The following is a 26,989-nucleotide window of genomic DNA, read 5'->3' as shown; positions in this document are numbered from 1 at the left end:
ATGGCGGCGACCGTCGCGGGCGAGCCGGGTGGCGATACGCGGCTCGGTTCGACGCAACTGGTCGGCGCACCGACGCTGGAACAGATCCCGGACCAGCTCGATGCGGGCCAGCGCGAGGCGTACAAGACGGTGTTCGCGGCGATCCGCGACGGCAAGTGGACCGACGCGCAGATCCAGCTCGACACGATGAAGCCCGGCCCGCTGCACGCGATCGCGCGCGCCGAGATGTACACGGCGAAGGGCTCGCCCAGGATCGAGATGGAGCCGCTCGTCGCGTTGCTCAACGAAGCGCCCGAGCTGCCCGAGGCCGAACAGATTTCGCGGCTGGCCAAGGTGCGCGGGGCGGTCGACCTGCCTCCCCTGCCCGCCGCGCAACGACTGATCTGGCAGGACGGCGCACCGCGTCGGGTGCGCGCGAAGAGCCTGCAGGGCGACATGATCGCCGCCGATCTCGCGCTGAAGATGCAGCCTTACGTGAAGGCGGACATGGGTCGTGAGGCGCAGTCGCTGCTCGAGAGCACGCCGGGGCTCACCCCCGAGGCGCTGACCGAGTGGCAGCAGAAGATCGCGTGGATCTATTTTCTGCAGGGCGACGACGTGAACGCGCGCGTGATGGCGGCGAAGGCGCAGGACGGCGTCGGCGACTGGGCCGTGCAGGGTCGCTGGGTCGGCGCGCTGGCGGCATGGCGTCAGAATGATTGTGCGAATGCGGAGTCCGGGTTCGAGGGCGTTGCGGCGCGCGCGGGCGACGTCGATCTGCGCGCGGCGGCGCTGTATTGGGCGTCGCGCGCGGACATGGTGTGCTCGCGCCCCGACAAGATCGAGGGTCGGCTGAAGGCGGCGGCGCAGTTCGGCGAGAGCTTCTATGGCCAGCTCGCGCGCCAGCAACTGGCGATGAAGGACAAGGGAACGTCGGTCGGCGGCTTGGTCGCCAGCGATTGGCAGGTCGTCGGCAAGCGTCCGAACGTGCGCGTCGCGGCGGCGCTGGTCGAGGTCGGCGAGACCGATCTGGCCGATACGGTGATCCGCCAGCAGGCCAAGATCGGCGACCCGCGCGAGTTCGGCAACCTGGTCCGCGTGGCGGAAGCATTGAGCCTGCCCGCGACCACCGTGTGGCTCGCACATAATTGCCCGCAGGGTGTGACGTCGACCGCCGAGGCACGCTATCCGACGCCGAACTGGACGCCGGACAGCGGCTGGCACATCGACAAGGCGCTAGTCTATGCCCACACGCTCGAGGAATCGCGGTTCCGCAACACCGTGAAGAGCCCGGCCGGCGCGTATGGCCTGATGCAGATCATGCCGGCCGCCGCGACCGATTTCGCGCGCGAACGCGGCACGTCGATCGACGTGAAGGCGCTGACCAAGCCGTCGACCAACATGGATATCGGCCAGCGCCATCTGGAGCGGCTGCGCGACATGGCGGGCGTCACCGGCGGGCTGCTGCCCAAGGTGATCGCGGCGTATAATGCGGGGCCGCGCCCGGTCGGCGACTGGAACGCGATCGTCCGCGATAACGGCGATCCGCTGCTGTATATCGAGAGCATTCCGTATTGGGAAACGCGTGGCTACGTGACCACCGTACTGCGCAATTACTGGATGTACGAGGCGCAGGGCGGCAAGAAGGCTTCGGTCAGCCGTAATGCGCTGGCGCAGGGCATGTGGCCGCGCTTCCCCGGCCTGCCGGGTGCGACCGCGGTACGGATGAACGCCCGGCCGAACGCGCGGGCGAGCGCCAGCACGGTTGCGGTGAACGCCAGCGTCGGGCCGCAATCCTCTACCATCACGCGCGCGGACTGAGTTTCATGCCGATCGACGAAAGCCGGATTTTCCTGCCGGTGCGGATCGCCGTGCTGACGGTGTCGGACACGCGTGGGCTGGCCGAGGATCGCTCGGGCGACACGTTGGTCGCGCGGCTGACCGAAGCGGGGCATGTGCTCGCCGATCGCCGGATCGAGAAGGACGATGTCGAGACGATCGTCTCGCGGCTGCATGCGTGGATCGGCGATCCGGAGGTCGATTGCATCATCACCACCGGCGGCACGGGCGTTACCGGCCGCGATGTTACCCCGAGGCGATCGAACAGGTCGCCGAGAAGATGATCCCCGGTTTCGGCGAGCTCTTCCGCATGCTCAGCTACCAGACGATTGGCACGTCGACCGTGCAGTCCCGCGCGTGCGCGTGCGTGTCGAAGGGCACGTACATCTTCGCGCTGCCGGGCTCGACCGGGGCGGTGAAGGATGGCTGGGACGGGATCCTGCGCGACCAGCTCGACAGCCGACACCGGCCCTGCAACTTCGTCGAGCTCATGCCGCGGTTGCTGGAGCGCTGAGGCTCTTCCGGGCGAGGTGGCTTCACCCGCTTTAGCTGCGCGTGCCCTCACCCCTCCCACGGCCGAGTGGCCGCGGGTCCTTCCCTCTCCCCGGCGGGAGAGGGAGAGACGTTTTTAGCCAGCGTGACGATGGCTCGCACCAATTCGCTGCGATTTTCGCCAGATTGTGGCGTGTCTTGCGATCGAGGTTTTACTCGGACAGTTTAGCTATTCGGTGAAAAACCTCGCTGCTCGAACATCTTCACCGCTGTGTAGCACTGTATTACTCAACTGGCACGCCAGATGCATTGATCGGGATGCCGCCCCACCGGGCGCCTCATACCAACATAAGGATGCCTGCCATGACCCCGATCTTCCTGAAGAGCCTCGTTGCCGTCGCTGCGCTGGCGATCAGCGTTCCGGCCTTCGCTGCACCTTCGACTTCGACGCAGAAGACGGTGCTCAAGTACGACGCCAAGACGCAGAAATATTGCATGGTCGAGCCGGCCGTGACCGGTTCGCGGATCGATCGGATGATCTGCAAGACGTCCGCCGAATGGTCTGCTGCCGGGCTGAACATGCCGAAGGCGGTGATGCTGGCGCAGAAGTGAGGCTGCACGGTTCGGTCGGAAGCGTGCGCGTGTCTCGACCGGACCGCCGCCGCGTCGGGCCCCCGCGTCAGGCCCCCGCGTCAGGCCAGCGCGGACCCGCCGCGTGCCGCGTGGATCAGGTCGACGAGCTGCTTGTTGATCGACGCGCCATGAAGATGGAGGTGGACCGCGTCATACCCCTCACGCCGCAACCGCTGGCGCAGCGCGTTGACCGACTCGCACTCGCCCGAGCGTGCCAGTTCGAAAGCCCGTTCCACCGTGGTGATCTGTCCCGTCATCGCTTCGCCCTACGCGCAATCGCCGCACGCGGCGAGCGCTCATTCGTACCACGGGCAAGTCGCTAGAAACCCGCCATTATTTCTCTAATGTAGATCAAGATTCTGTCCGGAGCAACTGCGCTAGGCAGGGAATTATGTTCTATATTTGTTCTGGCATCGCGCGTATCGTCTGCCGATGAAGACCACTCGACCAGTTCGCGGGGCGACGCGCAACGACGAGAGCCGGCGGTTCAACCTGCCGCAGACCGAGGCTGACGGCGACTGGCTCGACATGCGCGAGGGGATCGACGGGATCGCACCTGCTGCGCACGACGGTGACGGTCGAGACGCCGCGGACGATCATCAGCCGCAACGCATCGCCCGACGTGCCGTTCGACCGCTCGATCAATCCGTATCGGGGGTGCGAGCATGGCTGCATCTATTGTTTCGCACGGCCGAGCCATGCGTTTCACGACCTGTCGCCCGGGCTCGATTTCGAGAGCAAGCTGTTCGCGAAGCCTTCCGCCGCGGCGTTGTTGCGCGCCGAATTGTCGAAGCCGGGCTATGCGGTCGCGCCGATGGCGCTGGGGACGAACACCGACCCGTACCAGCCGATCGAGACCGACTGGCGGATCACGCGCGGGATCATCGCGGTGCTCAGCGAGACGGATCATCCGCTGACGATCACGACCAAGTCGGACCGCGTGGTGCGCGATCTCGACCTGCTGGCGCCGATGGCGGCAAAGGGACTGGCGGCGGTGGCGATGTCGATCACGTCGCTCGATCCCAAAGTGGCATCGACCGTCGAGCCGCGCGCGCCGCATCCCGAGCGGCGGCTGGCGGCGGTGCGGAAGCTCGCCGATGCGGGGTGCCGGTGTATGTTTCGATCGCGCCGGTGATCCCGGCGATCACGGATCACGAGATCGAGCATTTGATCGCGCGGGCGGCGGAGGCCGGGGCGACGCGGGCCTTCTTCATCCCGGTCAGGTTGCCGCATGAGGTGGCGCCGCTGTTCCGGGCCTGGCTCGACGAGCATTTTCCGGACCGCGCGGGGAAGGTGATGGCGACGATCGCGCTCGCTGCGCGGGGGCAAGGATAACGATCCGAACTTCTTCACGCGGATGCAGGGGCAAGGGCCTTGGGCGGACTTGCTGGGGACGCGGTTCAGGATCGCGTGTGCGAAGCATGGGTTGAACCGCGAGCGAGTTGCGTTGCGGAGCGACCTGTTCCGCGCGCCGAGGGGGCCTCAAGGGGAGTTGTTTTGAGGGGGCTTGGTGGAGGCTTGGCGAGTGGCGCGGCGGATGACTCAGCCGGCGATCCGCGCCCTAGCCCATACGAATCACACCTGCCATCCTGCTCCCCTCCCTGTAAGGGAGGGGTTGGGGGTGGGTCGGCTTCCGCCCATCCGAACTGTCGTGGCTTGAATGGGCCAGCCCACCTCGGCCCCTCCCTTTCAGGGAGGGGGAAGTCTTGGCGCTCGCCCGTCGAGTTCTGGTACATCACGAACCCGACCGCTCGTTAGACCAACTTCTCGCTTGTCGTCGTCACGAAACATCCTCGGGCTGCCAAATCTCGATCGGACTGCCTTCCGGATATTGGATGCGCGCAAAGCGGCCGAAGCCAATGCGACGATACCAGACGGGGAACCGCGACGGAGCCGACGGACCGGTCCGTTTCGGTTGCTCCTGCCACTGAGCATCCGGGCCGTTTCGGCACCCCGCCCCCGACTCCGGGCGAGCCCTGGACGTGGCGCCAGCCGCAGCCGATCGGCGAACCTAGTAGGCGCGGCCGATCAGGATGCGTTCGACTGCGGGTTCGCCGGTGAAAATGCATGCGCCGTCATCGCAGCCGGTCTGGCCCATCGGTGCGTTGCGGATGGTGAGTTTCAACGCCTTCAACCGCTCGACGACCTTGTCGAGCGCGGGCCCGGTCGGCTTGGACCAGCGGACGTCGACCCAGCCGGGGTTCTTCACGCCCTCCGCGAAATGCGCCTCGACTGCGGCGAAGTCGTTCGCGGGGACGATGTTGCCCTTCACGCGGTTCATCGATTCGACGTGGAGCGTCGCCTGGACGTCGTGCAGCATGCCCGAGACCTCCTCGACGAACGTGTCGCGCGCGACGGCGTTGCTGTCGAGCTTGCCGTCCTCGCGGTAGAGGCGGTCGCGGCGGATGACCGTGACGTTGCCGCCGGCCATGTCGCGGCCGCCGACCTCGATCACGATCGGGGCGCCCTTCTTGACCCAGCCCCAGCGCTTGGTCGCGGCCTTGGCAGGCTTGAGGTCGAGCAGCGCGCGGACCGGTTCGCCGAGCGCGGACTGCTTCGCCAATTCCGCCTGGAGCGATTTGCAATAGTCGACGATCGCCGCGTCCTCGGGGACGTCGCGCAACATGGGGACGATCACGACCTGCCACGGCGCGATCATCGGCGGCACGCGCAGGCCGTCGTCGTCGCCGTGGACCATGATGACCGCGCCGATCATCCGCGTCGATACGCCCCAGCTTGTCGTGTTGCACAGCTCGAACTCGCCGCCCGCATTCTGGAAGCGGATGTTCTGCGCCGAGGCGAAGTTGGTGCCGAGGAAGTGCGAGGTGCCCGCCTGCAGCGCCTTGCCGTCCTGCATCATCGCCTCGATCGAATAGGTCGCCACAGCGCCGGGGAAGCGCTCGTTCTCGGGCTTCTCGCCGGCGATGACGTGGACGCCGAGGCATTCCTCCGCGAAATCACGATAGACTTCGAGCATCTTCAGCGTCTCGTCACGGGCCTCGTCGGCGGTGGAATGCGCGGTGTGGCCTTCCTGCCAGAGGAACTCGCTGGTGCGCAGGAACATGCGGGTGCGCATCTCCCAGCGGACGACGTTCGCCCATTGGTTGATGAGCACCGGCAGGTCGCGCCACGACTGGACCCAGCGCGCGAACGCCGCGCCGATGACCATTTCAGACGTCGGGCGGACGACGAGGGGTTCCTCGAGCTTGGCCTCGGGATCGGGGATCAGGCGGCCATAGCCGTCGGCCTTGAGGCGGTGGTGCGTGACCACGGCCATTTCCTTGGCGAACCCGTCGACATGCTCGGCCTCCTTCTCGAAATAGGAGAGCGGGATGAAGAGCGGGAAATAGCAATTCTCGTGGCCGGTCGCCTTGATCCGGTCGTCGAGCAGGCGCTGGATACGCTCCCAGATACCATAGCCCCAAGGGCGGATGACCATGCAGCCGCGGACGCCGGATTCCTCGGCGAGGTCGGCCTCGGAGATGACGGCCTGGTACCAAGCGGAGAAATCCGCCTCGCGGGTGACGGGGAGTGCGCGCTTTATCATGGGGTGCGGATAGCGGGTGCGCGGGGGTTCGTCATCTCTTCCCGTCATCCTGACGAAAGTCAGGACCCAGAGCCACGGGCGGTGTGAGTGGTATCCTGGGTCCTGACTTTCGTCAGGATGACGGGTGTTGGTGTCGGGATGACTAGCGTTCGACCGACGTTTGGGGTGGGATGCCCGCCGTCCCCTCGCTAGGGACCAGGCATGCCCACCGACCGCATCCTTCCCGCCATCGGCATGCGGTTGCTGTCGGTCGTGATCTTCGCGCTGATGAATACCGCGATCAAGCTGGCCGAGCGGCACGGCGCGAGCGTTTCGGAGATCCTGTTCTTTCGGCAGTTCGGTGCGTGCCTGCTGGTGTCGGGGGTGATCGCCGCCGGTCCGGGTCTGCCTTCGGTGAGGACGAAGCGGTTGCCGGCGCATGTCGTGCGCGCGATCGTGGGGCTGTCGGCGATGGCGTTCACGTTCAACGGGATCGTCGCGCTGCCGCTCGCGGAGGCGACGACGATCGGGTTCACCGTTCCCATCTTCGCGACGATCCTGGGGGCGCTGGTATTGCGCGAGCCGACCGGGTGGCATCGCTGGGGTGCCGTCGCAGCCGGGTTCGCGGGCGTGCTGATCGTGGCGCAACCGGGGAGCGGCGATCACTTTCCGTTATGGGGTGCGGGATGTGCGCTGGCGGGGGCGTTCGGGACCGCGAGCGTGTCGATCCTGCTGCGGCAGATCGGCAAGACCGAGAGTGCGCTGACGACGGTGTTCTGGTTCTCGGCGCTGTCGTTGATCCCGTTGTCGGTGTTCTATGCGCAGGCGGCGCAGTCGCATGATCTCTTCGCTTGGGTGTGCCTGGCAAGCGTCGGGATTTTCGGCGGGCTGGCGCAGATCGCGATGACGACGTCGTTGCGGCTCGGGCCGGTGTCGGTGGTGGTGCCGATGGATTATTCGAGCTTGCTGTGGGCGACGTTACTGGGGTGGCTGGTGTTCGACACGTTGCCGGCGGAGGCGACGTGGCTCGGCGCGCCGGTGATCGTCGCGAGCGGGCTGTACATCGTCTGGCGCGAGCATGTGCGGCGGCGGGAAGAGACTGATCGGGCGATCGCTTGAGGCCACCCTTGATCCTCCCCGCCAGGGAGGTGTCGCCGAAGGTGACGGAGGGGCGGACACGGAACAGAGGTTACCCTTTCCTCCCCTCCGTCTGGCAAGCGCCAGTCACCCTCCCTGGCGGGGGAGGATCGTAGGGTAGCGGCGGGTTAGCGAACTCGTGCCGTCTCCAGCATCCGCTTTGCGCGCGGGTACATTTCGATGCGCTGCGTGGTGAACAGGCCAAGAGCCAGCGCGACCAGCATGTCGGGGATCGCAAACGCATCGAGGTGCAGCGTGTGGCCGTCGCCGATGACCGCGCGGGCGCCGGTGCGGACTGCAACAATTGCTACGATGAACAGGACCGCGGCGGGCGATGAGGTCGTGTTGAGCGCGTGGCTGTCGGGGTCGATCGTGATCCGCATCATCTTGCCGCGCTGCCAGCCGAGCGCGGCGCCCATCACGAGGGCGAGCGCGCAGAACAGCCAGGCGAGGCCGTGCGGCGGGTACATCGTGAACATGTACAGCGCGACGGCGGCGTAGAGCACGGGGAAAACCCATAGGCGTTCGAGCTTGAGAGGTTTCGCCACGCTCATCCGGCGCCAGCGGACCGCGAAGACTATGCCGATGATGACTGCGGTGATCGCGTAGCTGATCCAGCCTTGTACTTCGTGCGCCTGCATTGATCTTGGCCCCCACCCCGTTGGGGCGGAAGCTAGATCGGTTGCGGCGCCCGGGCAATCTGTTTTCCTGCGGATGCGAGGAATCCAGGGTTACGGGCGGTTGCGTTCGTAACTCCTGGGCTCCTGCGTTCGCAGGAGAACGGGGCCGCGATTTATTCTGCGGCCTGCGCCAGCGGAGCCGGGTCCTTCCAGACCAGCACCGGTTTCCGCGCTGCGAGCGTCTCGTCGAGGCGCGCGCGGGGCGAAATGCGGCGCGGTCTTTAGGCTTGGGTCGCCGGCTTTCGCGCGTTCGGCGACCGAGCGGAGTGCGGCGATGAACTGGTCGAGGGCCGCCTTCGACTCGGTCTCGGTCGGTTCGACCAGCATCGCGCCGTGGACGACGAGCGGGAAATACATCGTCATCGGGTGGAAGCCCTCGTCGATCAGGCCCTTGGCGATGTCGATCGTCGAGAAGCCGGTGGCGAGGCCCGAGTCCGAGAACAGCGCCTCGTGCATGCACGGACCCGAAGGGCCGAACGGGGCGTCGAGCGTGTCGTCGAGGCTGCGCAGGATGTAGTTCGCGTTGAGCACCGCGTCTTCGGACACCTGGCGCAGGCCGTCCGCGCCGTGGCTGAGGATGTAGGTGAGCGCGCGCGTGAACATGCCCATCTGGCCGTGGAACGCGACCATGCGGCCGAAGCTTCCGGCGTGATGTTCGTCGGCATTTTCTTCTTCGACGAGGACGAACTGGCCGTCCTGGTTTTCGACGAACGGGAGCGGTGCGTAGGGGTCAAAGCCTCCGAGAACACCACCGGGCCCGAGCCTGGGCCGCCGCCACCGTGCGGGGTCGAGAAGGTCTTGTGCAGATTGATGTGCATCGCGTCGATGCCGAGATCGCCCGGCCGGACGCGACCGACGATCGCGTTGAAGTTCGCGCCGTCGCAATAGACGTAGCCGCCTGCCGCGTGCACCGCGTCCGAGATCTCGCGCATGTCGCGCTCGAACAGCCCGCAGGTGTTGGGGTTGGTGATCATCACGCCGGCGACGTCCGGGCCGAGCCGGGCCTTTAGCGCGGCGGTGTCGACGCGGCCTTCGGCGGTGGCGGGGATGTCCTCGACGCTATAACCCGCGAACGCGGCGGTGGCGGGGTTGGTGCCGTGCGCGCTCTCGGGGACGAGGATGATCTTCCGCGCGCCCTCCCCTTGGCTTCCAATGCTGCGCGGATTGCGAGGATGCCGCAGAGCTCGCCGTGCGCGCCCGCCTTGGGGCTCATCGCGACCGAGGTCATGCCGGTGAGCGTGACGAGCCAGTGCGCGAGCTGGTGGATGACTTCGAGCGCGCCCTGAACGGTGTCGACCGGCTGGAGCGGGTGGACGTCGGAGAACCCGGGCAGACGCGCCATCTTCTCGTTGAGGCGCGGGTTGTGCTTCATCGTGCAAGACCCGAGCGGGAAGAAGCCGAGGTCGATCCCGTAATTCTGGCGGGAGAGGCGCGTGTAGTGGCGGACGGTTTCGGGCTCGGAGAGGCCGGGGAGGCCGATGGGTGCGGTACGAGCGAGACCGGCCAGACGGCTTGGCCTCTCCCTCCGGGGAGAGGGTTGGGTGAGGGGCTGTTCCGGACGCAGCATTGCTTGGCTGCCCTCACCCCGACCCTCTCCCCGGAGGGAGAGGGAGCAGCGAAGTCGACGCCGGTGGTGTGGGTGTCGCCGATCTCGAAGATCAGCGCTTCTTCCAGCATCAGCGCCTTGTTGCCGGTTACCGATGCTGGGACGCCACCCGTGTTCGCCTCGGGTGAGGTCGGGCGCCAGCCGCTCTGGTTGATGCTCATGCCGGTATCTCCTGGAGTGCGGACGCAAGCGTTTCGACGTCCTCCGCGGTGGTAGTTCTCGGTCACCGCGACGACGAGGCCGTTCGCGAGGGCGTCGTTGCCGGGGTAGAGACGCCCGAGCGACACGCCGGCGAGGATACCGCGGTCGGCGAGCGTGCGGACGACGGGGCGGGCTTCGATGGGAAGCTTCAGCGTGAATTCGTTGAAGAAGCTGTCGTTGACCAGTTCGACGCCGGGAATCTGCGACAGGCGCTCGGCCGCCGATACGGCGCCCGCGTGGTTGATCTCCGCCAACTGGCGAAGGCCCGCTTCGCCGAGCAACGTCATGTGGATCGAGAAGGCCAGCGCGCAGAGGCCGGAGTTGGTGCAGATGTTCGACGTCGCCTTTTCGCGGCGGATGTGCTGCTCGCGGGTCGACAGCGTGAGGACGAAACCGCGGCGGCCGTCCGCGTCGACGGTCTCGCCACAGAGGCGACCGGGCATCTGGCGGACGTATTTGTCCTTGCAGCCGAACAGACCGACATAGGGTCCGCCGAACTGGAGGCCGACGCCGAGCGACTGGCCTTCGCCGACGACGATGTCCGCGTCCATCTCGCCGGGCGAGGTGATCGCGCCCAATGCGACCGGCTCGGTGACGACCGCGATTAGCAGCGCCTTCTTCGCGTGGCACGCGTCCGCGAGCGGGCGCAGGTCGGCGATGCGGCCGAGGATGTCGGGGTAGCTGGACGACGACGCACGAGGTGTCGTCGTCGATCTTCGCGATCAGCTGGTCGAGGTCCATGTCGGCGACCAGTTCGGGCGCGGTCGTGTCGAGCACGTCGCCGGTGAACTTGGCCATCGTGTTCGCGACCGAGACGTAATGCGGGTGGAGGCCCGACGAGAGGATCGCCCTACCCCGCTTGGTGATGCGGCGCGCCATCACGATCGCTTCCCAGCACGCGGTCGAGCCGTCGTACATCGAGGCGTTCGCGACGTCGGTGCCGAGCAGCCGGGCGACCTGAGTCTGGAACTCGAACAGCATCTGCAGCGTGCCCTGCGCGATCTCGGGCTGGTACGGCGTGTAGGCGGTAAGGAACTCGCCGCGCTGGATCAGGTGGTCGACCGACGCGGGGACGTGGTGCTTGTACGCGCCGCAGCCGAGGAAGAACGGCGCTTCGCCGGCGGTGAGGTTCTTCTTGGCGAGCGCCGACATGTGGCGTTCGACCGCCATTTCGGAGGCGTGCATCGGCAGGTCGCGGACCGGGCCGTCGAGGCGGGCGGCTTCGGGGACGTCGACGAAGAGGTCGTCGATCGTCGAGGCGCCGATGACGGCGAGCATCGCTTCGCGGTCGGGCTGGGTCAGGGAAGGTAGCGCATTCTAGTCTCCTCCCCTCCCGTTTACGGGAGGGGTCGGGGAGGGAATGAGGCGGGGAACGACTGTATCAGCCCCTCCCTCGACCCCTCCCGCAAGCGGGAGGGGAGCAGCGACTTACAGCCCTTCGACGAAGGCTGCGTAGGCGGCTTCGTCCATCAGGCTGTCGAGTTCGCTCGGGTCGCTGAGCGTCAGCTTGAAGAACCAGCCCGCCGCTTCGGCATCCGAGTTCACCAGGCTGGAATCGTCGGTCAAAGCGGCGTTGCCCTCGGTGACGGTGCCCGAAACCGGGGAGTACACGTCCGACGCGGCCTTGACCGACTCTACGACCGCGGCTTCGTCGCCCTTCGACAAGGTTTTGCCGGCTTCGGGGACGTCGACGAACACGACGTCGCCGAGCTGGCTCTGCGCGTATTCGGAGATACCGACGGTGCCGATGTCGCCGTCGACATCGACCCATTCGTGATCCTGCGTGAAGTAACGGCTCATATCACTTGGCTCCTGCGCGGACGTAGCGGTGGGGAATGAAGGGCATCGCGGTGACGGTGGCGGTGTGGACCTTGCCGCGTTGCGCGATTTCGATGCGGGTACCGGGTGCCGCGAGCGCGAGCGGCACATAGGCCATCGCGATCGGCTTCCCGAGCGTCGGCGCGAAGCCGCCGCTGGTCAGGCGACCGATCGTCGCGCCGGTATCGTCGATCACCTCGGCGCCTTCGCGCGCGGGCTGGCGACCCTCGACGATCAGGCCGACGCGCTTGGTGGCGGGGCCATGTTCGCGCTGGGTGAGGATACGCTCGGCGCCGGGGAAATCGGCGGCCTCGCGGCGGCGCTTCGACAGCGCGAAACCGAGGTCGGCCATGACCGGCGTGATCTCGGATCGAGGTCGTGGCCGTAGAGCGGCAGGCCGGCTTCGAGGCGCAACGAGTCGCGTGCGCCCAAGCCGATCGGCTTGATCTCGGGGAGCGCAAGCAGCGCGTCCGCGAACGCGACGGCGTGTTCGGCGGGGAGCGAGATCTCGACGCCGTCCTCACCGGTGTAGCCCGAGCGGCTGATCCACAGCGGCACGTCGTTCCAGTGGAACGCGCCGGCGGTCATGAACACGAGCGCGTCGATGCCGGGGACGATCCGCGCGACTGCCTCGACCGCCTTGGGACCCTGCACCGCGAGCAACGCCTGGTCTTCGAGGATGTTGATCGTGACGTCGTCGGGCAGGTGCTCGATCAGGTAGCTGACGTCGTCATACTTGGTCGCGCCGTTGACGACGACGTAGAAGCTGCCGCTGGCGGTCGGCGACGGGTGAAGCGGATCGTACGCTTCAGGCTCAACGTCCTGCGCCGAGAAGGGCGACGGCTGGTCGTCGGGCAGGCGCGTGGCCATCAGGTCGTCGAGGATGCCGCCGTCCTGCGCAAGCAGCAGCGAATAGCGCATCTTGCCCTCGCTTAAGCCCGCGATGTCGCCCGGCAGGACGGTTTCGAGCGCGTGCGCGACGCCTTCGCCGGAGAAGACGAGCTGACCCATGTGGCTGACGTCGAACAGGCCCGCCGAGTCGCGCGTCCAGGCGTGTTCGGCCATGATGCCTTCATACTGGATCGGCATCTCGTAGCCGGCGAACTCGACCATCCGCGCGCCCTGCGCCCGGTGCCACCCGTCGAGCGGCAGTGGCAGGATCTCGGGCTCGACGTAATCGTCGGCCTGATCGATGATGCTGGCGTAATCGCTCATGCTCGTCTCCGTCGAAGGGGCGCGCCGCACCCGGTGGTGCTGCGATCCGAACCCCCTCTGTCACGGGACCTGAGAGCTTTCGCGCGAACAAAGTCCAGCGCTTACCCCTTCGGTGGCCCTCGGCGCGAACGCCAGGACGCTTTCCAGAGTGTCGATCAGCCCCGCGCGGTCTCTGGTGCCTGAGAGATTCCGGGGTGGTTGCTCCTTCGGCGGTTCCGTGCCCAGTCAAGGGCCAGCCCTGAAAGGACCGGAAACGCTCTCCCGCGCGGTGCCATGCCGGTTGCCCGGCATCGACGCCGCGAGTTGTGACGCGGCGCACAATTATAGTCAATCGAGGGTTTGGGATCTGGGGAGAAATCGCTCTTTGATCCCGGAAGAAGACACCACCCCGGCGGAGGCCGGGGCCCAATTGGAAAGGTCGCCGTAACGGAGGACTGCGCCTAAGTTACCTCCGTCCTCCACTGGGCTCCGGCCTTCGCCGGGGTGGTCTCTGGTGGTTGGATGTACCAGCTCCAACTAAGCCACGGGTTATTCGACCGTCACGCTCTTCGCGAGGTTACGCGGCTGATCCACGTCCGTGCCCTTCAGCACCGCCACATGATACGCCAGCAACTGCACCGGCACCGCATAGACCAAAGGCGCGATCAGCGGGTGGACCTTGGGCATGGTGATCGTCGCCATGCAGCCTTCGCCCGCCGCCTGGATACCGTCGTAATCCGAGATCAGAACGACCTTGCCGCCGCGCGCCATGACTTCCTGCATGTTGCTCACGGTCTTGTCGAACAGCGGGCCCGACGGCGCGATGACGATGACCGGGACATGCTCGTCGATCAGCGCGATCGGGCCGTGCTTCATCTCGCCGGCGGCATAGCCCTCGGCATGGATGTAGCTGATTTCCTTCAGCTTCAGCGCGCCCTCGAGCGCCAGCGGATAATCCGTCCCGCGGCCGAGATACAGCACGTCGCGCGCGCCGGCGATGTTGTGCGCCATCGCCTCGATCGCCTCGTCATACGCGAGCGCGCCGTTCAATGCTGCGGGTGCCTCCGACAGATGCCGGACGATCTCGCGCTCCTGCTCCTTCGTCAGCAGCCCCTTCGCTCGCGCCAGATTGGCGGCTCAGCGCAGCGAGCACGGCGAGCTGGCAGGTGAACGCCTTGGTCGAGGCTACGCCGATCTCCGGCCCGGCATGCGTCGGCAGCAACAGGTCCGCCTCGCGCGCCATCGAGCTGGTCGGCACGTTGACGACGACCGCGATCTTCTGGCCCTCGGCCTTGGCGTGGCGCAGCGCGGCGAGCGTGTCCGCCGTCTCGCCCGACTGCGAGATGAAGAGGGCGAGGCCGCCATCCTCCATCACCGGCGCGCGGTAGCGGAATTCAGGACGCGACATCGAGATCGACGGGCACGCGCGCGAACTGTTCGAACCAGTATTTCGCAACCATGCCCGCGTAGAAGCTCGTCCCGCAGGCGACGATCGTCACGCGCTTGATGCTCGACAGGTCGAACTCGGGGATCGGCAGCGAGACCTCGCCTTCCATCCGCTTCAGATACGAACGCAGCGTCTGCGCAACGACGATCGGCTGCTCGTAGATCTCCTTGAGCATGTAATGCTTGTGGTTGCCCTTCGAGATCAGGTCGCCGGTCACGCCCGAGATCGTGATCGCACGCTCGACGGGTGCGTTGTCCCGGTCGTAGACCTGCGCGCCGTCGCGGGTCAGCACGACCCAGTCACCCTCGTCGAGATACGCGATCCGCTGCGTCAGCGGCGCGAGCGCAAGCGCGTCCGAGCCGAGGTACATCTCGCCGTCACCGTGACCGACGACCAGCGGCGAACCGAGCCGCGCACCGATCAGCAGATCGGGATGCTGGCGGAACAGGATCGCGAGCGCGAACGCACCGTGCAGCCGGGGCAGCACGTCGCGGACGGCGGACACCGGATCCATCCCCGCCTCGATCTTCTCGCTGACGAGATGCGCGACGACTTCGGTGTCGGTCTCGCTGGTGAACGTCCGGCCGCGCGCGATCAGCTCGTCACGCAGCGGCTTGAAGTTCTCGATGATCCCGTTGTGGACCACCGCGACTTCGCCGGTCGCGTGCGGATGCGCGTTGTTGGTGGTCGGGCCGCCATGCGTCGCCCAGCGGGTATGCGCGATTCCGGTCTTGCCGGGCAGCGGATGCGCGGCGAGTTCGTTGGCGAGGTTGACGAGCTTCCTCGACGCACGCCGCCGCTCGATCGCGTCGTCATGGTCGGTGGCGATCCCCGCCGAATCATACCCGCGATATTCGAGCCGCTTCAGCCCGTCGAGCAGACGCTCGGCGACGTCTTCGCCGCTCAGAAATTCCAACGATGCCGCACATTTACATCTTACTCCGTGGAAACCCACTGGCCGCCTTACGCGCCAACATCTTTTCGCGAAAGCGTGCGGCCCAGCCGGGCTTGGCGATCTGCGGCGGGCGGACCAGCGCAAGCGCATCGGCCTCGACATCCTGCGTCACGACCGATCCGGCGGCGACGATCGCGCCCGCGCCGATATTGACGGGGCGACCAGCGCCGAGTTCGAGCCGATGAACGCGCCCTCGCCGACGACGGTGCGGTATTTGAAATAGCCGTCGTAGTTGCAGGTGATCGTGCCCGCGCCGATGTTCGCGCCTGCACCGATATCCGCGTCGCCGATATAGGTCAGGTGGCTGACCTTCGCGCCCTCGCCGATCACGGCTTTCTTGACCTCGACGAAGTTGCCGACCTTGGCGTCCGAGCGGAGGTCCGCACCGGGGCGGAGGCGCGCGAAGGCCTGACGTTCGCGCTCCTCCCCACGCTCGCGCCCTCGACATGGCTGAACGCGTGGATCGTCGCGCCGTCCTCGACGCGCGCGCCGGGGCCGAACACGACGTTGGGTTCGATCACCACGTCGCGGCCCAGCACCGTGTCGTGCGCGAACCAGACCGTGTCGGGCGCGATCAGCGTCGCGCCGTCGGCCATCGCTCGCGCGCGGCGTTCCGCCTGCCAGGCTGCCTCGACACCCGCGAGTTCGCCGCGGCTGTTGACGCCGGCCACCTCGTCCGCGCCGGTCTCGATCACCGCCCTCGATCGGCCGGCCGCGCCTGCCAGCCCAACGATATCGGTGAGGTAATATTCGCCCGCCGCATTGTCGTTGCCGAGCCGGTCGAGCAGCGCGAACAGGTCGGTCGCGCGCACCGCCATCAACCCCGAGTTGCACAGCGTCACCGCGCGCTCCGCCTCCGACGCGTCCTTATATTCGACGATCCGGTCCATTCGGCCCGCAGCGTCGGCGATGACGCGGCCGTAAGCGCCGGGATCGGCCGGGCGGAAGCCGAGCACGACGACCGCGGGCGTATCGTCTGCGTGCAGCCGGTCGATCATCCGCTGCATCGTCGCGGCTGTGACCAGCGGCACGTCGCCGTAGAGGATCAGCACGTCGCCCTCGAACCCGGCGCCCTCGAACCCCGCCAGCGCCCCGCGCGCCTGCGCGACCGCATGGCCGGTGCCGAGCTGCTCGGCCTGCAACGCGGTGGCGATGCCGAGCGGCGCGACCGCCGCCTCGACCTGTTCGCGCCCCGCTCCCGTCACGACGACCGTCTTCGCAGGGTGCAACGCCGCCGCACTCGCGATCAGATGCAGCAGCATCGGCCGCCCGGCGATCGGGTGAAGCACCTTGTGGAGGTCCGATTTCATCCGCGTGCCCTTGCCGGCCGCGAGGATCACGACCGCGATAGAGCGTACGGCCGGGTCTTCGGGCGGGTGTACGGGGAATGCGCCGGAAACGGTTGGTCGTTGGAATGCGTCGTCATGGGAGGATCGCTGCCACGAAAGCCTTGCCAATTCCATAGCGCCGCTGGCAGGCATCACCGTAATGACGCATTTTTCTTCGATATCGTCGGGTTCGACCTCGACGGCACGCTTCTCGATACCAGCGGCGACCTTGCCGCCGCGGTCAACCATGCGCTGGCTTCGGTCGGGCGCCCCCATTTGAGCGTCGAAGAGGTCAAGCCGATGATCGGCGGCGGCGCGCGGCACATGCTTAAGCAGGGCCTGACGGCGACCGGCGGCTATGACGAAGCGATGCTCGACACGTTGCACGCCACGCTGCTCGCCTATTACGAGGCGAACATCTGCGTGCTGACCAAGCCCTATCCCGGTGCGATCGAGGCACTGGATGCGTTGGCGGCGAAGGGCGTGACGCTCGGCATCGTCACGAACAAGATCGAACGGTTTGCGCGGACCGTACTCGGCGAGCTGGACCTGACCGATCGGTTCGCGTGCATCCTCGGCGGCGATACGCTGGCCGAGTCCAAGCCATCGCCGATGCCGATCCACGAGATGGTCAGGCTTTGTCGAGAACGCGGGGCGGGGGCGGGGGCGGACGCGCCGCGTTCGTCGGCGACTCCGTTTTCGACATCCAGGCGGGACAGGCGGCGGGGCTACCGACGATCGCGTGCAGCTTCGGCTTCCTGATGCAGCCGGTCGCCGAGCTCGGCGCCGACGCGGTGATCGACGGCTATGCCGAGTTGCTGCCGACGCTCGAAAGGCTCGGCGCATGAACCGGCCCCTGCTTCTTCGCGTCGCGTTGATCGCGGCGGTGGTATTCGCGGTGACGATGGCGCTTTTGCCAAAGCTCTCCGCACATGCCGACCGACCAGTTCGGCGACAAGTTCCAGCACATGCTCGCCTTCGCGACGATGTCGCTGCTCGCGGCCCTTGCCTATCCGACCGCCAAGCTGTCCCGGATCGGCGAGCGCTTCTCGTTTCTCGGCGCGTTGATCGAGGTGCTTCAGTCGATCCCGTCGCTGCACCGCGATTGCGACATCCGCGACTGGATCGCGGATACGCTGGCGATCACGGTCGTGCTGCTGATCGTCTGGTCGGTGCGACGTCAGCGTGGTGCGCGGTTGCCGTAAACGCCTTCGGGCTCAGTTCTTCCTGAACTTCGTCCACAGGTGCCGGGCTAGCATCGCCGGCGGCATCCGCAGCCAGTGCGAGCGGACGTAGAAGGCCAGGCGCGTGATCGGTCGGGTCGGCCTGCCCCAGCCGTCCCGAGCAGCGATCCGGCGAACGTAGAGGCGGTCGACGCCGCGGGCCCCGGTCGCGCCGAACAGCGCGTCGACCAGCCGTAGCGAGCGCGCCACCTCATGGTGCAGGCCATGCCGGCGCGCCGCCGCGTCGAGACCGTCGGTGCCGAACTCCTCGACCAGGCAGCGGATATCCCACAGGTTGCGCATTCCCCGCGAGGTCGCCGTCCGCGAACAGATGCGCGGCGGCGTGGACGATCATCCCGTTCGGCGACAGGATCCGCAGCCCATTCGCCAGCGGCACGCTCTCCTCGACCAGCGCGTCCGCGTCGGGCGTGATCCGCGCGGTCAGCGGCAATATGGTGTGATGCACGTCGATCATCCGGTCGCGCTCGCGGTGGATCAACGGCGGGAGTTCGTGCATCCAGCGCCGATAATAGGTGTCGTCATACGGGTCGGGCTTCACCCATTCCCAGCCGGCCGCGAGCAGCGCCGACTCGACCGCGTCGAGCGACGCGCGCGGCACGAGGATATCGAGGTCGCCGATCGACCGCCCCTGCCCTGCCGACAGTCCCCCGGCAACGAACGCGGTCCCCTTCAGCAGCACAACCGGGCAATCGATCGCAGCGAGCGCCCGCCGCGCCATTTCCGCTTCCCACAGCGCCGCGCGGCGGCCCTGTTCGGCGGCGGCGCGCGCATCGGCGAGGATCGCCTTGACCGCAGCCGGCATCGGCAAGCCATCGAGCCGGATCGCCAGCGTGCCGATCAGCTGCTCCGCCCGCGCCATCGCCAACAGCGTGGTCCAGCCGTCCGAATCGAGCCCGACGACGCTGGCCGGATCGGCGAGCGCACGCGCCAGCACGCGGGCGTCGGTCACATCCTCGCCCATAGAGCCTCGACCTGTTCGATCGCGCTCGCGCCATCGGGATAGTCCACCGCTACCGAAGGCACATCCCCGATCAACCCGGTCAGCGCGCGAAAACCCGCTTCGCCGAGCGCGACATAGCTGGTCGATGCCTGGGTCATCCGCACGAAGGCCTCGCCCGGCTGCACCGAACGGATTTCGGGCGCGAAACCATAGCGCGGAAATACCAGCAACGCGGGGCGCGCGGGCACGTCCATCGCCGCGATCGCCCGCGCGTCGGGGACCATGTGGCGGATATCGCCCTTCGGCGTCGCCGGCATCAGCGGCCCCATCCGCGCATCCGGCCACGCCGCTTCGGCTGCCGCGATCGCTTTCGTTCTTCAGGCTGATCAGCCGCGGGAACGCGTGGATCAGCCCGCTTGCCGGATCGAGCAGCGCGAACTCGTCCCCCATGAACCGCCAGCCTTTCGCACCGAGCAATGTCGCGAGCGTCGACTTCCCCGCCCCCGAAATGCCGGTCATCAGCAACGCACGCCCGTCGCGCTCGACCGCCGATGCATGCAGCAACAGATACCGTCGCGCGCCGAGCGCCATCTGCAGGTTCATCGCCATCTCGGCGGCGAGCAGCCCCTGGCGTAGCGGCAGCGGTGCGGCTTCGGGCAGCATGTAATCGCCACCGATCTCGACCGAGGGCGGAGGAAACGCCGCCAGGGCCGACGCGCGAACAGCCGAACCGCGAAATCCGGCACGCCGTCCAGCGGCTTGGGATAGTCGCGATACAGCGTCTCGAGGTGCGCGATCGGCGCGCGCCAGTCCGAGCCGATCCGGAAGCCGACCGGGCCGATGCGGACGGCGAAGGCGTGCCTCATGCCCGCTCGACCAGTCCGGATTCCACCAGTTCTGCAAGCCGCGCCGCCAAAGCCGCGCGCGTGCCATTGGTGCAATCGCCGTCGGTGAGATCGCCGTCCGTGAGTTCATAGTCGCGCGCGAGACGATCGAGCAGCGCGTCGAGCGACAGCGCGCCATCTCCCAGGATCGCCAGGATCTGCGGCGCCGGCTCCGTCAGCAGGTGGGTGATTCCCGACGCGCGGTGATAGACCGCAGTGAACTCGTCAAGCGGAGCGACCAGCAGCCCCCTCGGGCGGAGCGCGATAGAGGCTGTCGTGCACGGCCTCAGCCGCGCGGCATCTGCAACGATGCGAAGCAGGTGAAGCCGCCCTGGCCGCGCTGCAACCGACGGATGTATTTGACATAAGCGCGGCTGCGCTCGGAATCGACGCCGGGCAACGTGCTGCCATTGGCCATGGCGCGCTTGACCTCTTCGCCCTTGAACGGGCGGGTCGACGGCGGGAACGCACCCTTGGTGCGCGCCGGCACGACCCTGCCGTCCGCATCGATATAGCTACCGGCACGACCTGGATCGGGGACCGGAATTTGGCAGTTCAGCACCGAACCGACGGTCTGGGCGAGCGCGGGCCGGATCGACACGACCGCACCGGCCGTCACCGCGCCGAGCGCCAGCACGCGACGCCGGGTCGGCACAGCCTCGGCTCTGGTCCCCGCCCCGTCCGCGGACGGAGCGCCAGAACCGTGATCGGCCGGATCGTGATGGGCCAGATCGTGATGGGATAGAGTATCGTCGCTCATGCTGCCCCTGCTACACCCCAGCCCTTTCACAATCCTGAAGCGCTGACAATATCGCGCGGCAGACCGTGCCGAAGCAGGACGGCACGCGGTGTACGTGATCGGTCAGGAGCTTTCTGAAAGCGCGACTGCCCAGGCGCCAGCGCAGATTACAGCGCTATTTGCCGCGCGTCGTCGACATCAGCGTCGCCCGTCGGAAATCTTCCGTTCCCGCCGCACCGTTCGCTTCAAACTTTTGCCACCCAGCCGCCGTGTTGCAAACTCGCGAGGACATGATCGTCCCGGTCGGCATGAGCTGACGGCACGTTTTCTTTTCCTTTTCCTTCGCCGGAGCCACTGTCACATCGGTCGAGACCTGTGCGAGCGTTGCAACCGGAAACGATACGAGACATACAAAAGCGAACAGAACACGACCATTCTTCATGGAGAAGCCTCCCGATTATGAGTCAAACTAGCAAAACTCGACAGTGTGTAAACAATGTTATCGAAAACCGCGCATTTGTTGCTAGTTCGGCTACTCGAGATCGGGCAGTAATGCGCTATCATGTTCCTTGACGAATCCAGCATATGGCCCCGCAGGGATGAGCCGCCACCACGCCGGCCCGCCTTCAAGCACGAAAAGGCGCTGAGCCGGATCCTGCTGTTCTACGCGCTGGTGCTGCTGCTGCTGCCCGTCAGCCTTGGCGGATCTCGTCGATCTGTTCCGGTACGTCTTCGACTGAGGCCTATCACGGGAATCGTTGATGTCGATCAATCGACACTTGCGATAGCGGAACGTAAGACGAACGGATGGCCCAGCTCGATACCCGTGAAAAGCTCGAGATTCTCGCCGATGCGGCCAAATACGATGCGTCGTGTGCGTCGTCAGGTACGACCAAGCGCAATTCGAAGGACGGCAAGGGGCTCGGCTCGACCGAGGGAATGGGGATTTGCCACGCCTATGCGCCGGACGGTCGCTGCATTTCGCTGCTGAAGATTCTGCTGACCAACAGCTGCATATTTGACTGTCATTATTGCATCAACCGCAAAAGCTCGAACGTCCGCCGCGCAAGGTTCACGGCGAAGGAGGTCGTCGACCTCACCATCGCCTTCTACAAACGCAATTATATCGAGGGTTTGTTCCTCTCGTCGGGCATCATCGCATCGTCGAACTACACGATGGAGCAGATGGTCGAGGTTGCGCGGTCTCTGCGCGAGGATCGTCATTTCCGGGGGTATATCCACCTCAAGACGATCCCCGATGCCGATCCAGAACTGGTCCATCAGGCCGGGCTGTATGCGGATCGGGTGTCGATCAATGTCGAGCTGCCGACGGCGAACGGGCTGAAGCGGCTTGCGCCCGAAAAGGACGGCGTGCGGATCGAGACCGCGATGGCGGAGGTGAAGGCGTCGATCATCGACGGCAAGGACGCGAAGGCGAAGTACAAGTCGGCGCCCAAGTTCGCCCCTGCCGGCCAGTCGACGCAGATGATCGTCGGGGCGGACGCGGCGACGGACGGTGACATCGTGCGGAAGGCGTCGACCCTGTACGATCGGTTCGGTCTGCGACGCGTGTATTATTCGGCGTTCAGCCCGATCCCGGATGCGAGCGCGGTCCTTCCGCTGCAACGCCCACCGCTGATGCGCGAGCACCGGCTGTACCAGTCGGACTGGCTGATGCGGTTCTACGAGTTCCAGCCGCACGAGGTGGTGGCGGCTGCCGACGACGCTACGGGCATGCTGCCGCTCGATATCGATCCGAAGCTTGCCTGGGCGTTGAAGTTTCGCGGGAGCTTTCCGGTGGATGTGAACCGGGCGCCGCGCGAGATGCTGTTGCGGGTTCCAGGGCTGGGGGTGAAGGCGGTCAATGGCATCTTGACGAGCCGGCGTTGGCGACGGTTGCATCTGGCAGACGTGGCGAGGTTGACGGTGTCGGTGGCGAAGATCCGCCCGTTCATCGTCGCCGAGGACTGGCGTCCCGTAACGCTAGCCGACAAAGCCGAACTCCGCCCGATCGTCGCGCCAAAACCGAAGCAAATGGAAATGTTCGCGTGAGGACTTCGCGCAACCTGCCCCCTCCCTGGAAGGGAGGCAACCTGCCCCCTCCCTGGAAGGGAGGGGTTGGGGTGGGTCGGCCCGTGGCACGTGCAGCATTCCTCGAGAGCAACCCACTCCGGCCCCTCCCTTCCAGGGAGGGGGCAAAAGTGCGCGTCGTAACGCTGTCCGAACCCGACGATTTCGACGGTTGGCGCGACGCGGCGCGTGAGCTGATCGCCGAAGACGTGCCGCCCGATGACGTCGTGTGGCAGGTCGGCGACGAACCGGCGGACCTGTTCGCGACCGTCGCCGAACCAGCCCCGGCTCCCGCCCCCGGCGCCTTCTCCGTGCCGCGCGCGTTCCTCGATCTCGCCCGTAGCGCGATCCTTGGCAGCGATCCCGAGCGGTTCGCACTGCTCTACACGCTCCTCGCCCGCCTTCGCCGCGAGCCGAAACTGATCGAGGACCGCGCCGATCCGCTAGTCCGCCGGCTCGACCGGATCGCCAAGGACGTTCGCCGCGACATCCACAAGATGCGCGCGTTCCTCCGCTTCCGCGAGGTCGAGGAAGAAGACGGCACGCGGTTCGTCGCGTGGTTCGAGCCCGATCATCACATCGTCCGCGCCAACGCCGCGTTCTTCGTGAACCGTTTCGCCAGCATGCGCTGGTCGATCCTCACGCCCGAAGTCTCGATTCACTGGGACGGCAAGGCGCTGAGCGAAGGCCCCGGCGCGAGCAAGGCGGACGCGCCCGACGGCGACCCGACCGAGGAGGTGTGGAAGACGTACTACGCCAGCATCTTTAATCCGGCGCGCGTGAAAATCGGCGCGATGCTGAAGGAAATGCCGAAGAAATACTGGAAGAACATGCCCGAAACCGCGCTGGTGCCGGGTCTACTGGCGGCGGCGCAGGCGCGGGAGAGCGGGATGATCCAGAAGGCGCGGGACACGGTCGGTGGCAATAGCCTGATCGCGTGGGAGGCTTTGCGTGATGAGGCGACGGGGTGCACGCGGTGTCCGCTCTACAAGCCTGCGACCCAGACCGTGTTCGGCGAAGGTCCGGTCGATGCGCCGCTGATGTTCGTCGGCGAGCAACCGGGCGACCAGGAGGATCTTGCCGGGCGACCGTTCGTCGGGCCCGCGGGCCAGATGTTCGACAAGGCGATGGCCGAAGCCGGCGTCGATCGCTCGCGTGCCTACGTGACCAACGCGGTCAAGCATTTCAAGTTCGAGCAGCGCGGCAAGCGGCGTATCCATGCCAAGCCGGGCGCGGGCGAGATCGATGCGTGTCGCTGGTGGATCGAGCAGGAGCAGATGCTGATCAAGCCGAAGGTGACGGTGGCGCTGGGGGCGACGGCGGCGCGATCGTTGTTCGGCAAGGTGATGACGATCGGACGCGAGCGTGGTCGTGCGTTGCAGTTGCCGGATGGCGGCGAGGCCTGGATCACGGTGCATCCGAGCTATCTGCTGCGGCTGCCGGATGCGGCGCAGGCGGCCGAGGAATATGCGCGGTTCGTCGAGGACCTGCGGACTGTCGGCGGCCGGATTGCCTGATTACCGAACGAGCAATCCTCTCCGTCATCCTGACGAAAGTCAGGATCCAGAACCATATAGCGCCACGCCCGTTACCCTGATTCCTGACTTTCGTCAAAATGACGGAGGAGGTCGGAGAGCCCCACGCCCCATCACATGCTGTTAGGCTCAGGTCCCAAACGGCCCGCCGGATCGTCGAGCGCTTCGATGGCGGCGATGTCTTCGTCGTCCAGCGTCAGGTCCAGCGACGCGAAATTATCCGCCAGGTGCACGGCGTCGGACGCTTTCGGGATCACCGAAAAGCCGTTCGCCAGATGCCATGCGAGGATCACCTGAGCGGCGCTGCGGCCGTGCTTGTCAGCGATGCGGACGATGGCCTCGTCCTGCAACAGCGTCTTGCCCTGCCCCAGCGGACTCCAGCTCTGCGTTACGATGCCGTGCGCCTCATGATACGCCCGCTGCTCGCGTTGCTGGAAATTGGGGTGGAGTTCGATCTGGTTGACTGCCGGGGTCACGCCGGTCGCAGCGACGATCGCGTCGATATGCTCGGGGAGGAAGTTCGATACGCCGATCGACTTGGCCTTTCCGGCATCGCGCAGGGCGATCATCGCGTTCCAGGCGTCGACATACTTGTCTTGCTTCGGCACCGGCCAGTGCATGAGGTACAGGTCGACCGACTCGACACGGAGCAGCGCGAGGCTCTCGTTCATCGCCGCCTCGGCATCGCCCTGTCGGTCGTTCCAGAGCTTGGTCGTCAGGAACGCATCCGAGCCCTTGTAGCCGTCACCGACGCCGCGTTCGTTCTCGTAGATCGCGGCGGTGTCGACCAGGCGGAAGCCGATATCGAGCCCGGAGCGGACGATCGCCGCGGCTTGGCTGTCGGGAATCTGCCACGTGCCCATGCCGAGCTGGGGCATGGTGCGGCCATCGTTGAGTGTGATGTTTGTCATGCCGCAACCAGCGCACGACTCGCCGGGCGGTTCCGAATGTCTCTTCCCTTCGTCGCACGGTTCGCGCAATCGACCGATCCATGTTCGAAAAGATCCTGGCCGTGCTGGCCACCTTCACGATCGGCGTCATCTCGTCCGGTGGCTATGTCGGCATCGCGCTGCTCATGGCGATCGAGAGCGCGTGCATCCCGCTGCCGTCCGAGATCATCATGCCGTTCGCCGGCTACCTCGTTTCGACCGGGCGGTTCGACCTGTATCTCGCCGCCACCGCCGGCGCGATCGGGTGCAATCTCGGCTCGATCGTCGCCTATGAGGTCGGCAAGCGCGGCGGTCGACCGATGGCCGAGCGCTGGGGCCGCTTCGTCCTGATCGGGCCGGGCGAGCTCGATGCGGCCGACCGGTTCTTCGCACGCTGGGGTTCGGTCGCGGTGCTGATCGGGCGCCTGCTGCCAGTGATCCGCTCGTTCATCGCCTTCCCCGCCGGCGTCGCGCGGATGAAGCTGGTACCGTTCCACCTCTACACCTTCATCGGATCGTGGCCGTGGTGCTTCGGGTTGGCCTGGGTCGGCATGAAGCTCGGCGACAAATGGGACAGCGATCCGCGCGTCAAGGCCGCGTTCCACAGCGCAGACCTGTTGATCGGCATCGTCCTGATCGCTCTGGTCGCCTTCTACATCTGGCACCGGGTGCGCGGGCTTAAGCGTCACCCTTGAGTATCCCGGGGTAACCGCGGCGCCTTGCCAGCCCGCGGAGGTCGTCGTCGCGCGTAGGGACTAGCGCGTCCATGCGGCGCTGATACGCCGCGACGATTTCCGGACCGGCGCTGGCGGGTGAACCACTGTCGAAGGGCGGCGCGGGGTCATATTCCAGACCGAGCTGCACCGCCCGGGCATGCGCTTCGCCGCGAATCATCGCGGTCAGCGTCAGCGCAAAGTCGATTCCCGCGGTAACGCCGCCGCCCGTCACGCGGTTGCGATCGACCACAACGCGCGCGTCGACCGGAATCGCGTTGAACAGAGTCAGCATGTCGCGCTGCGCCCAATGGCAACCGGCGCGATAGCCATCGAGCAATCCCGCCGCGCCGAGGATCAGCGAACCGGTGCAGACGCTGGTCACCCAGGTCGCGGTTGCGCCGATCGCCTGGACCCACGCCATCGCTTCGTCGTCGGCGATCACGGCGTTGGTGCCGAAACCGCCGGGGACGCAGAGGATGTCGGCGTGCGGCACGTCGGCGAAGGTCGCGGTCGGCAGGATCGAGAAACCGGCGTCGGTCGGGACCGGGTCGAGCGTCTTCCACACGAGATCAAGCCGGGCGTTGCCGAGCCGCGACAGGACCTGCGCGGGGCCGGTGAGGTCGAGCTGCGTGACGCTCGGGAACAGCAGGAAGGCGATGCGCAAGGGTGTGGTAATGCCGGTATTCCTAGCGGGAGGTTCTTGTGGCTGTGAATCGAGACGTCGTCCGCGATCAGCCTAAGGCGCGGGGAATAACGCCAATCCAGAATCGGCCAAGGCGCGCGCGCGAGTGAAGTATAGGAAGTATAGACGCTCGCGCAGCATTCTCGCCGCCAGCCACCGCACGATTGGTGGCAGTCTCGGCTATCGGGCTCTGGGTGGCTGCTGACGGCATTCGCGCATCATGTCATGCTCGATCCTTGTAGGACAGCAGGGGCTGACGGCGTCAGGCGAGCAGCCGCGTGGCGGGGTTTGGGCGCTGGGCGAGTAGGTAAGGCGTCGGCGCCATACCGCGCATACCGCTGCGATGGCGCGAGCGGATGTGCGCAAACCCACTGCCAGAGGATCGGAAACTGCTCCCTCCCTGGAAGGGAGGGGT

General features: G+C 66.5%; 16 protein-coding genes, 10 pseudogenes and 2 riboswitches. Of the genes and pseudogenes, 10 read left to right on the top strand and 16 right to left on the bottom strand.

Annotation, left to right across the window (positions count from 1 at the left end):
- From AC0IX7_RS19635 to AC0IX7_RS19625, 3 genes and pseudogenes are all read left to right on the top strand, one after another.
- The gene (locus AC0IX7_RS19635; RefSeq protein ID WP_471813528.1) at positions 1-1,800 is read left to right on the top strand and encodes a lytic transglycosylase domain-containing protein; all 1,800 of its coding nucleotides are present in this window, start codon (positions 1-3) and stop codon (positions 1,798-1,800) included.
- A gap of 5 nt (positions 1,801-1,805) precedes the next feature.
- Positions 1,806-2,332 (top strand): annotated as a pseudogene (gene moaB / locus AC0IX7_RS19630) (molybdenum cofactor biosynthesis protein B).
- Between the two features lie 341 nt (positions 2,333-2,673).
- Positions 2,674-2,922, top strand: a complete 249-nt coding sequence (locus tag AC0IX7_RS19625) for a hypothetical protein (protein ID WP_471813526.1) — start codon at positions 2,674-2,676, stop codon at positions 2,920-2,922.
- An 80-nt stretch (positions 2,923-3,002) separates the two neighbouring features.
- Here the strand turns inward: AC0IX7_RS19625 and AC0IX7_RS19620 are convergent, their stop codons facing one another.
- Positions 3,003-3,200, bottom strand: a complete 198-nt coding sequence (locus AC0IX7_RS19620; protein ID WP_082445022.1) for a hypothetical protein — start codon at positions 3,198-3,200, stop codon at positions 3,003-3,005.
- 175 nt (positions 3,201-3,375) lie between these two features.
- Here AC0IX7_RS19620 and AC0IX7_RS19615 point away from each other — a divergent pair.
- Positions 3,376-4,444 (top strand): annotated as a pseudogene (locus tag AC0IX7_RS19615) (PA0069 family radical SAM protein).
- A 510-nt stretch (positions 4,445-4,954) separates the two neighbouring features.
- Here AC0IX7_RS19615 and AC0IX7_RS19610 read toward each other — a convergent pair.
- A complete protein-coding gene (locus AC0IX7_RS19610; RefSeq protein WP_471813525.1) occupies positions 4,955-6,490 on the bottom strand; it encodes an aminoacyl--tRNA ligase-related protein in 1,536 nt (511 codons plus the stop codon).
- A gap of 201 nt (positions 6,491-6,691) precedes the next feature.
- Here AC0IX7_RS19610 and AC0IX7_RS19605 point away from each other — a divergent pair, with 201 nt between their 5' ends.
- Complete coding sequence (locus AC0IX7_RS19605) at positions 6,692-7,588, top strand: DMT family transporter (protein WP_471813523.1); 897 nt, start codon at positions 6,692-6,694, stop codon at positions 7,586-7,588.
- A gap of 146 nt (positions 7,589-7,734) precedes the next feature.
- Here AC0IX7_RS19605 and AC0IX7_RS19600 read toward each other — a convergent pair whose 3' ends face one another.
- From AC0IX7_RS19600 to glmU, 7 genes and pseudogenes are all read right to left on the bottom strand, one after another.
- Entirely contained in the window at positions 7,735-8,247 is a 513-nt protein-coding gene (locus AC0IX7_RS19600) for a CcdC protein domain-containing protein (protein WP_471813521.1), read from the bottom strand.
- Positions 8,248-8,399: 152 nt separating this feature from the next.
- A pseudogene (gcvPB, locus tag AC0IX7_RS19595) lies at positions 8,400-10,053 on the bottom strand (aminomethyl-transferring glycine dehydrogenase subunit GcvPB).
- Positions 10,050-11,409: pseudogene (gene gcvPA / locus AC0IX7_RS19590) on the bottom strand (aminomethyl-transferring glycine dehydrogenase subunit GcvPA). The pseudogenes gcvPB and gcvPA overlap by 4 nt, the downstream one beginning before the upstream one ends.
- A gap of 112 nt (positions 11,410-11,521) precedes the next feature.
- Positions 11,522-11,893, bottom strand: coding sequence for a glycine cleavage system protein GcvH (gene gcvH / locus AC0IX7_RS19585; protein ID WP_060526638.1), 372 nt, complete (start codon positions 11,891-11,893; stop codon positions 11,522-11,524).
- Between the two features lies 1 nt (position 11,894).
- A pseudogene (gcvT, locus tag AC0IX7_RS19580) lies at positions 11,895-13,126 on the bottom strand (glycine cleavage system aminomethyltransferase GcvT).
- Positions 13,127-13,173: 47 nt separating this feature from the next.
- Positions 13,174-13,281: riboswitch (glycine riboswitch) on the bottom strand.
- Position 13,282: 1 nt separating this feature from the next.
- A riboswitch (glycine riboswitch) is annotated at positions 13,283-13,400 on the bottom strand.
- Positions 13,401-13,654: 254 nt separating this feature from the next.
- Positions 13,655-15,481 (bottom strand): annotated as a pseudogene (glmS, locus tag AC0IX7_RS19575) (glutamine--fructose-6-phosphate transaminase (isomerizing)).
- A pseudogene (gene glmU, locus AC0IX7_RS19570) lies at positions 15,482-16,817 on the bottom strand (bifunctional UDP-N-acetylglucosamine diphosphorylase/glucosamine-1-phosphate N-acetyltransferase GlmU).
- Positions 16,818-17,015: 198 nt separating this feature from the next.
- Here glmU and AC0IX7_RS19565 point away from each other — a divergent pair.
- Positions 17,016-17,683 (top strand): annotated as a pseudogene (locus AC0IX7_RS19565) (HAD hydrolase-like protein).
- 84 nt (positions 17,684-17,767) lie between these two features.
- Positions 17,768-18,040, top strand: a complete 273-nt coding sequence (locus AC0IX7_RS19560) for a VanZ family protein (protein WP_471813520.1) — start codon at positions 17,768-17,770, stop codon at positions 18,038-18,040.
- A 12-nt stretch (positions 18,041-18,052) separates the two neighbouring features.
- Here AC0IX7_RS19560 and AC0IX7_RS19555 read toward each other — a convergent pair.
- The 5 genes and pseudogenes from AC0IX7_RS19555 to AC0IX7_RS19535 form a co-directional block, all read right to left on the bottom strand.
- A pseudogene (locus AC0IX7_RS19555) lies at positions 18,053-19,040 on the bottom strand (nucleotidyltransferase domain-containing protein).
- Positions 19,025-19,885: pseudogene (locus tag AC0IX7_RS19550) on the bottom strand (HprK-related kinase A). Before AC0IX7_RS19550 ends, AC0IX7_RS19555 begins: the two co-directional pseudogenes overlap by 16 nt.
- Complete coding sequence (locus tag AC0IX7_RS19545; RefSeq protein WP_471813958.1) at positions 19,882-20,082, bottom strand: hypothetical protein; 201 nt, start codon at positions 20,080-20,082, stop codon at positions 19,882-19,884. Before AC0IX7_RS19545 ends, AC0IX7_RS19550 begins: the two are co-directional and overlap by 4 nt.
- 107 nt (positions 20,083-20,189) lie before the next feature.
- On the bottom strand, positions 20,190-20,663 hold the full coding sequence (locus AC0IX7_RS19540) for a hypothetical protein (protein ID WP_471813518.1): 474 nt from the start codon (positions 20,661-20,663) through the stop codon (positions 20,190-20,192).
- 154 nt (positions 20,664-20,817) lie between these two features.
- A complete protein-coding gene (locus tag AC0IX7_RS19535) occupies positions 20,818-21,084 on the bottom strand; it encodes a hypothetical protein (protein ID WP_471813517.1) in 267 nt (88 codons plus the stop codon).
- Positions 21,085-21,449: 365 nt separating this feature from the next.
- Here AC0IX7_RS19535 and AC0IX7_RS19530 point away from each other — a divergent pair, with 365 nt between their 5' ends.
- Complete coding sequence (locus AC0IX7_RS19530; protein WP_471813515.1) at positions 21,450-22,694, top strand: putative DNA modification/repair radical SAM protein; 1,245 nt, start codon at positions 21,450-21,452, stop codon at positions 22,692-22,694.
- A 149-nt stretch (positions 22,695-22,843) separates the two neighbouring features.
- Positions 22,844-24,229 carry a UdgX family uracil-DNA binding protein gene (locus AC0IX7_RS19525; RefSeq protein WP_471813514.1) on the top strand — a complete coding sequence of 462 codons (1,386 nt, stop codon included), beginning with the start codon at positions 22,844-22,846 and terminating at the stop codon, positions 24,227-24,229.
- Positions 24,230-24,360: 131 nt separating this feature from the next.
- Here the strand turns inward: AC0IX7_RS19525 and AC0IX7_RS19520 are convergent, their stop codons facing one another.
- Positions 24,361-25,158 (bottom strand): aldo/keto reductase, encoded by a 798-nt coding sequence (locus tag AC0IX7_RS19520; protein ID WP_471813512.1) that lies wholly within the window; start codon positions 25,156-25,158, stop codon positions 24,361-24,363.
- Between the two features lie 80 nt (positions 25,159-25,238).
- Here AC0IX7_RS19520 and AC0IX7_RS19515 point away from each other — a divergent pair, with 80 nt between their 5' ends.
- Positions 25,239-25,871, top strand: a complete 633-nt coding sequence (locus AC0IX7_RS19515) for a DedA family protein (RefSeq protein WP_471813510.1) — start codon at positions 25,239-25,241, stop codon at positions 25,869-25,871.
- On the opposite strand, the gene AC0IX7_RS19510 is transcribed toward AC0IX7_RS19515, so the two are convergent.
- Positions 25,855-26,556, bottom strand: a complete 702-nt coding sequence (locus tag AC0IX7_RS19510; RefSeq protein WP_471813508.1) for a DJ-1/PfpI family protein — start codon at positions 26,554-26,556, stop codon at positions 25,855-25,857. The genes AC0IX7_RS19515 and AC0IX7_RS19510 overlap by 17 nt on opposite strands.
- Positions 26,557-26,989 lie beyond the last annotated feature (433 nt).

The organism is Sphingomonas sp. AC411 (assembly GCF_979253035.1).
This window is presented reverse-complemented; position numbering and strand designations above follow the sequence as displayed.